At 70.1% G+C, this 12,857-nt stretch carries 10 protein-coding genes and 1 tRNA gene; 9 read left to right on the top strand and 2 right to left on the bottom strand.

What is annotated here, in order from left to right:
* Positions 1-33 precede the first annotated feature (33 nt).
* Positions 34-1,122, bottom strand: coding sequence for a DNA-processing protein DprA (dprA, locus tag AC3WXD_RS19450; RefSeq protein ID WP_492324477.1), 1,089 nt, complete (start codon positions 1,120-1,122; stop codon positions 34-36).
* Positions 1,119-2,300, bottom strand: coding sequence for a LysM peptidoglycan-binding domain-containing protein (locus AC3WXD_RS19455; protein WP_492324478.1), 1,182 nt, complete (start codon positions 2,298-2,300; stop codon positions 1,119-1,121). The genes dprA and AC3WXD_RS19455 overlap by 4 nt, the downstream gene beginning before the upstream one ends.
* 160 nt (positions 2,301-2,460) lie before the next feature.
* Here AC3WXD_RS19455 and def point away from each other — a divergent pair, with 160 nt between their 5' ends.
* From def to AC3WXD_RS19500, 9 genes are all read left to right on the top strand, one after another.
* Entirely contained in the window at positions 2,461-2,967 is a 507-nt protein-coding gene (gene def / locus AC3WXD_RS19460; protein ID WP_029044370.1) for a peptide deformylase, read from the top strand.
* A gap of 109 nt (positions 2,968-3,076) precedes the next feature.
* The gene (fmt, locus tag AC3WXD_RS19465; protein WP_492324479.1) at positions 3,077-4,105 is read left to right on the top strand and encodes a methionyl-tRNA formyltransferase; all 1,029 of its coding nucleotides are present in this window, start codon (positions 3,077-3,079) and stop codon (positions 4,103-4,105) included.
* A gap of 421 nt (positions 4,106-4,526) precedes the next feature.
* Positions 4,527-5,387: a zinc metalloprotease HtpX gene (gene htpX / locus AC3WXD_RS19470; RefSeq protein WP_454732398.1), complete on the top strand. Its 861-nt coding sequence runs from the start codon at positions 4,527-4,529 to the stop codon at positions 5,385-5,387.
* 278 nt (positions 5,388-5,665) lie between these two features.
* On the top strand, positions 5,666-7,027 hold the full coding sequence (rsmB, locus tag AC3WXD_RS19475) for a 16S rRNA (cytosine(967)-C(5))-methyltransferase RsmB (protein ID WP_059410943.1): 1,362 nt from the start codon (positions 5,666-5,668) through the stop codon (positions 7,025-7,027).
* 151 nt (positions 7,028-7,178) lie between these two features.
* Positions 7,179-7,928: a DUF4390 domain-containing protein gene (locus tag AC3WXD_RS19480; RefSeq protein WP_492324480.1), complete on the top strand. Its 750-nt coding sequence runs from the start codon at positions 7,179-7,181 to the stop codon at positions 7,926-7,928.
* On the top strand, positions 7,925-10,414 hold the full coding sequence (locus tag AC3WXD_RS19485) for a sensor histidine kinase (RefSeq protein WP_492324481.1): 2,490 nt from the start codon (positions 7,925-7,927) through the stop codon (positions 10,412-10,414). The genes AC3WXD_RS19480 and AC3WXD_RS19485 overlap by 4 nt, the downstream gene beginning before the upstream one ends.
* 55 nt (positions 10,415-10,469) lie before the next feature.
* On the top strand, positions 10,470-11,177 hold the full coding sequence (locus AC3WXD_RS19490) for a response regulator (RefSeq protein ID WP_059410940.1): 708 nt from the start codon (positions 10,470-10,472) through the stop codon (positions 11,175-11,177).
* Positions 11,178-11,236: 59 nt separating this feature from the next.
* A tRNA-Phe gene (locus AC3WXD_RS19495) sits at positions 11,237-11,312 on the top strand.
* 195 nt (positions 11,313-11,507) lie between these two features.
* Positions 11,508-12,512 carry a virulence RhuM family protein/type II toxin-antitoxin system death-on-curing family toxin gene (locus tag AC3WXD_RS19500; RefSeq protein ID WP_231586387.1) on the top strand — a complete coding sequence of 335 codons (1,005 nt, stop codon included), beginning with the start codon at positions 11,508-11,510 and terminating at the stop codon, positions 12,510-12,512.
* Positions 12,513-12,857 lie beyond the last annotated feature (345 nt).

The raw sequence follows: 12,857 nt of genomic DNA on the forward strand, positions 1-12,857 counted from the left end.
TGTAGCGGTCGGCGGAAAAAGCGTGCGCCACGCTCAGCCCAGCCGCCGGTAGACATTGCCGGGCAGGCGCTCCGCCGCCCCCTCCAGTTCCAGCGCCAGCAGCGCGGCCGCCACCTGCTCGGGCGGCAGCGCGGCGCGCGCGCACAGGGTGTCGAACGCGACCGGGCCGTGGGTGAGCGCCGCGCCGCGGGCGGCCATGCCGAGCTCCTCCAGCACGTCCTGCGCGGTCTCCACCAGCTTGGCGCCCTGCCGGATCAGCAGGTGGCAGCCCTTGGACAGCGGCGCGTGGATCGAGCCGGGCATGGCGTAGACCTCGCGGCCGAGCTCGGCGGCCAGCCGCGCGGTGATCAGCGAGCCCGAGCGCGCCGCCGCCTCCACCACCAGCACGCCGCGCGCCAGCGCCGCGATGATGCGGTTGCGCTGCGGGAAATGCTGGCTGCGCGGCGCGGTGCCGAGCGGGAATTCGCTGACGATGGCGCCGGCGCCGGCGATGCGGTGCGCCAGCGCGCGGTGGCGCGCGGGATAGACCACGTCGACGCCGGTGCCGATCACCGCCACGGTGCCGCCCGGGCCGGCCAGCGCGCCGTCATGGGCGGCGCCGTCGATGCCCAGCGCCAGGCCCGACACCACCGCCAGCCCGGCCCCCGACAGCGCGCCGGCGAAGCGCCGCGCGTCCTCCGCGCCCTGCACGGTGGCGTTGCGCGCGCCCACCATCGCCACGGCGGCGCGGGCCAGCAGGTCGAGCCGGCCCTTGACGTACAGCAGCGGGGGCGGATCGGCCAGGTCGAGCAGCGCGCGCGGGTAGGCCGCGTCGGCCAGCGTGAGCACGTGGTTGCCGGGTTCGGCCGCCCATGCCGCGGTGCGCCCGGCCAGCGCCAGCGTGGCGGCGTCCGGCGGCGCCAGCAGCGCGCGGACATGGCGGGCGGGCACGACCCGCGACAGGGTGGCGGCATCGAGCGCGAACAGCTGCTGCGGCAGCCCGAACGCGGCCAGCAACTGCCGCACGGCGGCCTTGCCGAGGCCGGGGACGCGCGTGAGCCGCAGCCAGGCCGCGATCTCGGCGGCGTCCGCCGTGGTGGCCGCCGCCGTCGAGGCCGCGCCCGCTGCCGTGCGTGCCGTCAACGCGGGGACGTGATGCGGTCGCCCACCTCGATCGAGTTCGAGGCATCGGTGACCAGGGCGTAGGCCACGCCCGGAAACACCCGGAACACGAAGGCCAGCCCGTAGCGCTCGTCGGGCAGCTGGACCTTGCGGTTGCCGTCGGTGGCGTCGCGCACCACCTGTCCGGCGCGCGACAGCGCCACCACGTGGCCGGGCTCCAGGCCCGCGGCGCCGCCGAGGTTGAGCACGATCACCTGCTTGGCGCCGCCGAACTGCACGCCGCCGTAGACCGCCGCGATGCGGCCGTCGACCAGCATGTCGGGCGCGTGCGGGATGTAGCGCACCGGCTCGCGCGCGGGCTGGGGCATCAGCAGCGTGCCGGTGCCCATTTCCTGCTGCGCCTGCGTGACCTGCACCGTGGTGACGGCCTCGAAGCCTTCGGGCGGGCGCGACACGCGCACGTTGCCCTGGTATTCGGCCTCGAACGCCAGCACGCGGCCGCTGGCCGGGTCGCGGATCGGCTTGACCGGCTTGAAGGCCTGCCAGTCGCTGCCGACCACGGCCTCGGGCGGGGAGATGCCGCGCACGTAGGCGGTGTCGCCCATGCCGAGGTAGACGCGCGGCTCGGGCAGGGCAATGATGCGCGCGGAGGTGGCCAGCGTGCCTTCGTCCACCACCTGCGGGCGGATCAGGAAGGGCTCGATATCCTTGGCGGGAATGCTGGCGATGGCGCCGTCGGGCCCGCCCTCGCCGCGCACCGCGGGCGTGAGGCGGACCGTGTCGCCGTCGGCGGGCGTGGTGGAGAGCCAGGCACGGCCGTCGCGCTGAATCAGGTACAGCACCTGGCCCGGGTAGATCAGGTGCGGGTTGCGGATCTGCTGCCGGTTCATGCCCCACAGCTCGGGCCAGCGCCACGGCTGGCGCAGGAAGCGCCCGGAGATGCCCCACAGCGTGTCGCCGCCGCGCACCACGTACTGGGAAGGCGCGTCCGCGGCCAGGTCGGCGGCGGGAATGCCCTGCTGCGCGGTGGCCTGGGCCTGCGCCTGCTGGGCCGGCGTGACCGGAGTGATCGCGCGCCCGGTGGCCTGCGCCGCCGCGCCCGCGGCGGCAGTGATGCCAGCCGCACACAACATCCAACGGGCAAACGCGTACTGCCTGCGGCGGGGCGCCGCCTGGTGTTCTTTGGTAAGATCGCGCATTTTCTCGAACCGGCTGGCAGAACAGCCGGATTGACCCTGGAGAGCGTGCCTGCTGCGGCGCGCCTTGAATTTTTGTACTTGCGCCCCGATTCTGCATGTAAACACCCGTCGCCGCAACGCGGGCCACATGTGTGAGCAGTGGGCGTTGCGCCCCAGCATCATGGCCAAACTCGACATCCTGACCTACCCCGATCCCCGCCTGCATATCGTGGCAAAACCGGTTGCCGCGGTGGACGACCGCATTCGCCAGCTGGTGCAGGACATGGCCGAGACCATGTACGAAGCGCCCGGCATCGGCCTGGCCGCGACCCAGGTCAACGTGCACGAGCAGGTGGTGGTGATCGACATCTCCGAGACCCGCGACGAGCTGCGCGTGTTCATCAACCCGGAAATCGTCTGGGCCAGCGACAACCGCAAGGTGTGGGAAGAGGGCTGCCTGTCGGTGCCCGAGGTCTACGACCGCGTGGAGCGCCCGGACCGCGTGCGCGTGCGCGCGCTCAACGAGAAGGGCGAGACCTTCGAGCTGGACGCGGACGAGCTGCTGGCGGTGTGCATCCAGCACGAGATGGACCACCTCAAGGGCAAGGTGTTCGTGGAATACCTGTCGCCGCTCAAGATCCAGCGCATCAAGTCCAAGCTGCACAAGCGCGAGCGCGCGCGCATGTAGCTCGCATGCAGCGCCGGCACCGCGTGCCGCTCTGCTATCGTATTGCCTTCCCCATGATTCCCCCGCCGGCCGCTGATGCGGCCGGCGCCGCTTTACGCCGGAGCGCTCCATGACAGACGTGTCCCAACCCGCCAGCCCGTGCGCGGCGCTGCGCGTCGCCTTCGCCGGCACGCCCGAGTTCGCCCGCGTGGCGCTGGCCGCCATCCACGAGGCCGGCTTCCCGGTGGTGGCCGTGCTCAGCCAGCCGGACCGCCCGGCCGGGCGCGGCCTGCAACTGCAGGCCGGCCCGGTCAAGCAGTACGCGCTGGAGCAGGGTCTCGCGCCGGTGCTGCAGCCGCGCTCCCTGCGCCGCCACGGCAAGTACCCGGAAGAAGCCGGCGCCGCCGTCGACACGCTCGCGCGGATCGCGCCGGACGTGATGGTGGTGGCCGCCTACGGCCTGATCCTGCCGGCCGAGGTGCTGGCGCTGCCGCGCCTGGGCTGCCTCAACATCCACGGCTCGCTGCTGCCGCGCTGGCGCGGCGCGGCGCCGATCCACCGCGCCATCGAGGCCGGCGACGCCGAGACCGGCATCACGCTGATGCAGATGGACGAAGGCCTGGATACCGGCGCCATGCTGACCCGCGCAGCGGTGCCCATCGGCCCGCGCGACACCACCGCCACGCTGCACGACACGCTGGCCGCGCTGGGCGGGCGCATGGTGGTGGACGCGCTGCGCCGGCTGGCCGCGGGCGAGCGCCTGCCGGCCACGCCGCAGCCGGCCGCGGGCGTCACCTACGCCGAGAAGATCGGCAAGGACGAAGCTCCGCTGGACCTGCGCCGCGCGGCCACCGCGCTGGCCGCGCAGGTGCGCGCGTTCAATCCCTTCCCGGGCGCCACGCTGCAGGTCGGCCCGACCGTCATCAAGTGCTGGCAGGCCGAGGCGCTGCCGGGCCAGGCCACCGATCATGCCGGCCACGAGCCGGGCACGGTGCTGGCCGCCGATGCCGCCGGCGTGGTGATCGCCTGCGGCGACGGCGCGCTGCGCGTGACCGAGCTGCAGAAGCCGGGCGGGCGCCGCCTGCCGGCCCAGGCGTTCCTGCAGGGCATGCCGCTGCCGCCGGGCACGCGCTGCGCCTTGCCCGAAGCCGGCGCATGATGCCGCCGATGCCGTCCATGCCGCGCCGTCGTTTCGCGCGCGCCGTCGTTTCCGTTCCCGCCTCCGTTCCCGCCGGGAGGCCACGATGCGTCGGCGCGGTGTTCCTGCCCGATGTGACGCCGGCCCCGGATACCGCCTGCATCGTCGGGCGCCGCGCAGAGTGGCCGGCGTGGTCTCGGCGCCGCGTCTGAAGTGCTGGCTGGACCGCTTCGTCGGCGTCGCCTTCACCGGGCCGGGCGCGCGCCCGGCGCTGATGCTGCGCTGGCCCCGCTGCCTGAAAAACAGGCAGCGGGCGGTTGAATTCCGGCCGCGGGATACTATCTAAAGATCACCATGCCGGGTTTGCCGGACATGGCCGGCCCGGCCTTCCGCACCGTGCCGCGGAACCGCTTGCGGAACTGACTTCTTCGGAGCCAAGGCAATGTTCAACTGGGTCAAGACCTTCATGCTGATGGCCGCCATCACGGCGCTGTTCATCGTCATCGGCGGCATGATCGGTGGCCGCAGCGGCATGATGTTCGCGCTGGTCATGGCGCTGGGCATGAATTTCTTCTCATACTGGTTCTCGGACAAGATGGTCCTGCGCATGTACAACGCGCAGGAGGTCGACGCCAGCACCGCGCCGCAGTTCTACCGCATGGTGCAGGAGCTGGCGCAGCGCGCCCAGCTGCCGATGCCGCGCGTGTACCTGATCAACGAGGACGCGCCCAACGCGTTCGCCACCGGCCGCAATCCGGAACATGCCGCGGTGGCGGCCACCACCGGCATCCTGCGCGTGCTGTCCGAGCGCGAGCTGCGCGGCGTGATGGCGCACGAGCTGGCCCACGTGCAGCACCGCGACATCCTGATCTCGACCATCGCCGCCACGATGGCCGGCGCCATCGCCGCGCTGGCCAACTTCGCCATGTTCTTCGGCGGGCGCGACGAGAACGGCAACCGCGCCAACCCGATCGCCAGCATCGCCGTGGCGATCCTGGCGCCGCTGGCGGCCTCGCTGATCCAGATGGCGATCTCGCGCGCGCGCGAATTCGAGGCCGACCGCGGCGGCGCCACCATCAGCGGCGACCCGCAGGCGCTGGCGATGGCGCTCGACAAGATCCACCGCTACGCGCAGGGCATCCCGTTCCAGACCGCGGAGGAACATCCCGCCACGGCGCAGATGATGATCATGAACCCGCTGTCGGGCGGCGGCATCGCCAACCTGTTCTCGACCCATCCGGCCACCGAGGAACGCATCGCGCGGCTGATGCAGATGGCGCAGACCGGCACCTACCCGACTTGAAGCGGCCTGATTCGGCTTGAAGCGGCGCGATGCATCGGAGCCGTCCGATCCATCCGCTCCGTCCGATGGCGATCTGACCCGGCGGCCGGCAAAAAAGCCGGCCGCGGCCATACAAGGTAAACTGCCCGCCGTGCTTCCCCTGGAAACGGCGGGCAGTTCGTTTCCGGCCCCGCCCGGCCTGGCTGGCCCCGCCGCCAGCGCCCGCGGCGCGGCTGCCTGCTTTTTTTCGCGCCACCGCGTCACCGCGCCATCGCCTTACCGCTTCACTGCCCACTGTCATGCGCCTGCCACACGAATCCCTCGCCTTCCAGATGCTCGCCGCCGCGACTGCCGTGCGCGGCGTCAACGAAGGCAGCGCGCTGCCGCTGGCCATCGACAACGCCGCCGCGCAGTTCCGCCTCGACCGCGTGCGCGACGCCGCCACGCGCGGCGCGCTGCAGGACCTGGCCTACCGCACCATGCGCCAGTTCGGCACGGCGCGCGCGCTGGTCACGAAGCTGGTGACGCGCCCGCCCGGCGCGCAGGTGGATTCGCTGCTGGCGGTGGCGCTGGCGCTGCTGGTCGAGGACGAGCAGGGCGAGGGCGGCTATACCGAGTTCACGGTGGTGGACCAGGCCGTCAGCGCCGCCGCGTCCGAGCCGAAGACCGCCCACGCGCGCGGGCTGGTCAATGCGGTGCTGCGCCGTTTCCTGCGCGAGCGCCGCGCGCTGCTCGAGGACGTGCGCCGCGACGACGAGGCGCGCTGGAACCTGCCCGCGTGGTGGCTGAAGATGCTGCGCGACGCCTATCCCGGCGAGTGGGCCGCGCTGGCCGAAAGCGCCAACGTGCGCCCGCCGATGACCCTGCGCGTCAACACCGCACGCGTCCCGGTGCCCGACTACCTCACGCGCGTGGCCAATGCCGGCATGGCGGGCACGGCCATCGGCACGCAGGCGGTGCGGCTGGTGCGCGCGTTCCCGGTGTCGCAGATTCCCGGGTTTGCCCAGGGCGACGTCTCGGTACAGGACGCCGGCGCGCAGCTGGCCGCGCCGCTGCTGGAGCTGGCTGACGGCCAGCGCGTGCTCGACGCGTGCGCCGCGCCCGGCGGCAAGACCGGCCACATCCTGGAGCTGGCGCGCGTCGACGTGACCGCGCTCGAGAGCGATGCCCAGCGCGCCGCGCGCATCGACGAGAACCTCGCGCGCCTGGGCCAGCAGGCCAAGGTGGTGGTGGGCGACGCGAGCCGCCCGCAGGACTGGTGGGACGGCCAGCCGTTCGACCGCATCCTGGCCGACGTGCCATGCTCGGCCTCGGGCATCGTGCGCCGCCATCCGGACATCCGCTGGCTGCGCCGCGAGGTGGACATCGCGCGCCTGGTGACGGAGCAGCGGCGCATCGTTTCGCAGCTCTGGAACCTGCTCAAGCCGGGCGGCATCCTGGTCTACGTCACCTGTTCTATTTTCCCAACGGAGGGCGAGGAGCAGGCGCGCTGGTTTGGTGCACAGCTACCAGATGCGATACGATTGCAGGCGCCCGGCCAGATGCTGCCGGGCAGTAGAGAGCATGGAGCGCAGGCGGCCGGCGGCGGGAGTGCCAGCCGGGACAATCTGCCCTCCGATCACGATGGCTTCTTCTACGCGCGCTTCCAGAAACGACCCTGACCGCTCCCGACCGCTGCCAATGCCGAATCCGCTTCGCTTGTTCGTCCTTCGCGTCCCTGACGACAATGCGTGCGTATGCCTGGCGGCAGGCGGTCCCCGGCATGGTGCGCGCGGCGCGCGCGCCTGGCTCGCGTCGTGGTGGCTCGCCGCCATGTTCGCGCTGGCCGCGCTGCTGGCGCTGGCCGCGCTGCCGGGCACCGCGCGCGCCGACGTCATCGAGGTGACGGAAGCCCGCATCGAATACCAGGACGGCGGCTTCGACCTCGCCGCCAGCTTCGACTTCGACCTGCCGCCGCCGCTCGAGGATGCGCTCAACAAAGGCATCTCGCTCTATTTCGTGGTCGACTTCCAGCTCACACGCCCGCGCTGGTACTGGTTCGACGAAAAGCCCGTCAACGCCAGCCGCAGCGTGCGGCTGTCCTACCATCCGCTCACGCGCCAGTACCGCGTATCCACCGGCGGGCTGCAACTGCCGTTCACGCGCCTGAAAGGCGCGCTGCAGTTCATCCAGCGCGTGCGCGGCTGGCGCGTGTTCGACCGCGGCATGGTCAAGGCCGGCGAGACCTACCAGGCCGAGGCGCGCATGCGCCTGGACCTGACGCAGTTGCCCAAGCCGTTCCAGATCAACGCGGTCAACACGCGCGAGTGGAACCTCGCCTCCGAGTGGCGCCACTTCAGTTTCACGGTGCCGACCGAGTACCCGCCATCGCCGCCACCCGCGCCGCCTGTTGTACCGGTGGTGCCGGTGGTGCCGGTCCCGGTGCCGCCGCCCGCGCCGGCGCCCGCCTCGGCCGCGTCCGCGCCGGTGGCCGGCGAGACCCGCGCGGTGCCGTTCGCGCAGACCGTGTCCACCGTGCTCTCGCCCACCACCCTGGTGCAGCCGGCCGCGAGCCAGCCATGATCGCCAGCACCAGCCTGTGGGACAGCCGCTTCCGGCGCGTGCTCTACCGCGTGGTGGCGGGCATCATCGTGTTCCTCGCGCTGGTGCTGGTGGCGCTGCTGGCCGGCGCCTCGGCCAACACGGAATTCTTCGACCGCTACTTCACGCTGCTGTTCAAGATCAACCTGGTGATCGGCGTGCTGCTGGTGCTGATCATCGGGGCGCTGGCGCTGACCCTGTGGCTGCGCTACCGGCGCGGCAAGTTCGGCACGCGCCTGATGACCAAGCTCGCCGTGTTCTTCGGCGTGGTCGGCGTGCTGCCCGGCGTGCTGATCTACCTGGTATCGCTGCAGTTCGTCTCGCGCAGCATCGAGTCGTGGTTCGACGTGCGCGTGGAGACCGCGCTCGAGGCCGGCCTCAACCTCGGCCGCTCCACCATCGACAGCGCGCTGTCCGACCTGCAGGGCAAGGCGCGCCTGATGGCCGACCAGCTCACCAGTTCGTCGAGCGTGGCCACCTCGCTGCAGCTCAACCGCCTGCGCGAGCAGTACGGCGTGCAGGAAGCCGCCATCTTCACCGGCAGCGGGCGCGTGATCGCCACCGCCTCGAGCAACTACGCGTCGCTGGTGCCGGACCTGCCCTCGGGCGTGCTGGCCGAGCAGGCGCGGCTGGCGGGCGGCTACGCGGCGGTGGAAGGCGGCACCGACCCGGCCGTCGACGGCCGCCAGCCCGAGCGCACCGACGTCAGCCACCTGTACCGCCTGCGCGTGATCGTGCCGCTCGGCCCCGCGCCGGCCGCGCAGGACAGCGCGCAGCATCCCCCCGGCGCCGAGGCCGCCGCCGGCGCCAGCCGGCCCGCGGCGAAGGCGCCGCCGGCCGCGGTGAGCCGCTGGGCGGGCTCGGGCCTGTCCATCGAGCGCCGCCCCGAGGACGCCGCCTCGTCCGGCTTCGGACTGGTCGGGGAAAGCGTGCGCGAGGAGCGCTACCTGCAGGTCGTGCACCCGGTGCCGGCGGCGCTCGCGCGCAATGCCGACGAAGTCCAGCGCGCGTACCAGGAGTACCAGGAAAAGGCGCTCGGCCGCACCGGCCTGCGCAAGATGTACATCGGCACGCTCACGCTCACGCTGTTCCTCGCCGTGTTCATCGCCGTGATGCTGGCGCTGCTGCTCGGCGGCCAGCTCGCGCGGCCGCTGCTGATGCTGCTGCAGGGAACCAAGGAAGTCGCCGAGGGCGACCTCTCGCCCAAGCGCGAGCTCAAGAGCCGCGACGAGCTCGGCATGCTCACGCAGCAGTTCAACATGATGACGCGCCAGCTGTCCGAGGCGCGCATCGCGGTGGAGCAGAACCGCAGCGCGCTGGAGAAATCCACCGCCTACCTGGAAAGCGTGCTGCAGAATCTCACCGCCGGCGTGTTCGTGTTCGACCGCCGCTTCGTGCTCATCACCGCCAACCCCGGCGCCGAGCGCATCTTCCGCCAGCCGTTCGGCGGCGCGCTGGGCCAGCCCATCGAGGCCATCCCGGTGCTGGGCGCCTTCGGCGACATCGTGCGGCAGGCCTTTTCCGAGCAGAGCACCAGCGAGATGCTGGGCGGCTCGCAGCACTGGCAAAAGCAGATCGAGCTGCCGCAGAGCGACGAAGAGCAGGCCCTCACGCTGCTGGTGCGCGGCGCGCGCCTGCCCGGCGGCGGCAGCGGCGAGCGCAGCGAGCGCGACGAGCCCGGCTACGTGGTGGTGTTCGACGACATCTCCGATGTGATTTCGGCTCAACGCTCGGTGGCGTGGGGCGAAGTGGCGCGGCGCCTCGCGCACGAGATCAAGAACCCGCTCACGCCGATCCAGCTCTCGGCCGAGCGCCTGCAGATGAAGCTCTCGCCTAAATTGGAGGGTCCGGACGCGGATGTGCTAAAGCGCGGGGCCACTACGATCGTTAACCAGGTAGCGGCGATGAAGCGCATGGTCGACGACTTCCGCGACTACGCGCGCACGCCGCCGGCGATGTTGCAGTCACTGCAGCTCAACGCGCTGGTGGCCGAGGTGCTGCATCTGTACGGCATCGACGACGCCGGCGTGCACGAGCATGCCGTGATTCATCCGTCGCTGGCGGCGGGCCTGCCCGAGATCAAGGGCGACCCGACGCAGTTGCGCCAGGTGATCCACAACCTGCTGCAGAATGCGCAGGATGCGGTCGCGGACAACGTCGCGGCGGCCCGTCCGGCGCCCCGTATCGCTCTGCACACCGAGACTGTAGAATACAAAGATTCTGCCGGCGAAGACCGGCAGGCCGTCAAGCTCACCATTGCGGATAACGGTCCCGGTTTCGCCCCGCGCATCCTCAGCCGCGCGTTCGAACCCTACGTGACCACCAAGGCCAAGGGGACCGGCCTGGGGCTCGCGATGGTGAAGAAGATCATTGACGAACACGGCGCCCGCATCGAACTGCGCAATCGCATGGAGGGCACCGAGCTCATCGGGGCGCAGATCTCCATCCTGTTCGTTAAACTGGCATAGTCACAATGTAGCGGCCCCGAACCCGGTGAGCCGCGGTGGGGTCAAGAGGGGAAGTATGGCAACCATCCTCGTAGTCGACGACGAAATGGGTATCCGGGAGCTGCTCTCGGAAATCCTCAGCGACGAAGGCCATGTGGTCGAAGTGGCAGAAAACGCGCAGAAGGCGCGCGAGTACCGTGCCGGCAATACGCCCGACCTGGTGCTGCTTGACATCTGGATGCCCGATACCGACGGCGTCACGCTGCTCAAGGAATGGTCGGCGCAAGGCCTGCTCTGCATGCCCGTCATCATGATGTCGGGGCACGCCACCATCGATACCGCGGTGGAAGCGACCAAGATCGGCGCGCTCAATTTCCTCGAGAAACCGATCGCCCTGCAAAAACTGCTGTCGGCGGTCGAGCAGGGCCTGGCGCGCGGCATCGAGCGCCCGCGCGCGGGCGCCGCCGCGACCGGCGCCGCGCTGCCGGCCGCGGGCAACGGCGAGGCCGCCGCGCCGGCCGCCGCCGAAGCCGCCGCCGAGACCGCCAACGGCAGCCCGCAGCGCCTGCCCGAAGCCGAAATGCACTTCTCGTTCGACATGCCGCTGCGCGAGGCGCGCGACCTGTTCGAGCGCGCCTACTTCGAATACCACCTGGTGCGCGAACACGGCAGCATGACGCGCGTGGCCGAGAAAACCGGCCTCGAGCGTACCCACCTCTACCGCAAGCTCAAGCAGCTCGGCGTGGAGCTGGGCCGCAACAAACCCGAGCCCGCGGAGCAGTGAGGAATTTTGCCGGCGGCGCTTGACCGGGTCAAAAAGCGCTGCTATTATTTCGCTTCTTTGGCCCGGTAGCTCAGTCGGTAGAGCAGAGGATTGAAAATCCTTGTGTCGGCGGTTCGATTCCGTCCCAGGCCACCAGAGATTCGATGCCCAGCCCTTGCGCTGGGCATTTTCATTTGTGCCTCAGGGACTTGAACGAGAACCGCACGCATGACGGTCCGCTCGTCCCGCTACATCCCACGTTTCCTTGCCCCCAACCATTCTGAATATTGAGGATGGCACGCGATGGCGCAACCGCACCACCTGGCTCGGGCGCGCGGGGGAGACGGTAAGATGTCCCTCATGCCGCAATCCCAAGTCGCCCTCTACCAGTCCGCCGATGGCCAGATCCAGTTGAACGTGTCGCTGGACGAGGACACGGTATGGCTGACGCAACGGCAGATGGCGGCGCTGTTCGACACCTCGACCGACAACGTCAGCCTGCATCTGAAAAACGTCTATGCCGAGGCGGAATTGGCCGAATCGGCAACTACCGAGGAATTCTCGGTAGTTCAGGAGGAGGGCGCGCGGCGGGTGCGTCGCCACCTGAAACATTACAACCTGGATGTCGTTATCTCGGTCGGCTACCGGGTCAGTTCGGCGCGCGCGACGCAGTTCCGCCAGTGGGCCACGCGCACCCTCAAGCAGCATTTGGTCGATGGCTACACCCTGAACCAGCGCCGCTTGCAGGAACGCGGCATCGAATTCGGGCAGGCGGTCGATCTGCTGTCGCGAACGCTGGCCAACCAGCAATTGGTTACGGGAGACGGCCAGGCCGTACTGGGCGTCATCCAGGAATACGCCCGCAGTTGGAGCCTGCTGCAAGGCTACGACGAGCAAAGCCTGGGCGAACTGACCGGCCGGCAAGACGGGATGCGGGCGCTGGCGCTGAATGAGGTGCTGGCTGCCATCGCCCGGTTGCGCGCCGAGCTGATCGCCAAAGGCGAGGCCACCGAGCTATTCGGCCAGGTGCGCGGCGGCGGCCTGGCATCGAGCATCGCCACCATCGAACAAGGCTTCGGCGAAGAACTGTTCTATCCCAACGTGGCCAGCCGGGCAGCCCACCTGCTGTATTTCGTCATCAAGAACCATCCTCTGGCTGATGGCAACAAGCGCACCGGCGCTTTCCTGTTCCTGTGGTATTTACGCCTGAACCAGCACTTGCTGGCGCGATCGGTCGATCTGCTCATCAACGACAATACGCTGGTCGCCCTCGCGCTGCTGGTGGCCGAAAGCCTGCCCGCGCAGAAGGATCTGATGGTGCGGCTGATCGAGCATCTCGTGCTGCTCAAGGAATGACCCGCCACCAACCGGTAGGCATGCCGTGGCTTTCTGCGCCGAACTCGCAGCGGAGCTACATCAGGACACGGCCACCCCACCAGATTTGAAAGAAAACGGAGACTTCGGTCTCCGTTTTTCGTTTGGGCCTCGTTTGGGGCACCATCTTCCAGCGCCCTGGCGCGCCGCCCACCGCTTTCCCTCCCCTCCAAAATACCGCCATACGCACCCCGCAGCCGTGGCATTCTCCGTCAGACGCGCGCCATCGCCAGCGAACTGCACTACCATCCGGGAATCCGGCACATTGCGGGGCGTTGCGGGCGTCAGGGACGTGACAACGGCGCGGCATTTCCAGCGGGGGACAAG

This window comes from Cupriavidus sp. FW216-B1, from assembly GCF_058789195.1.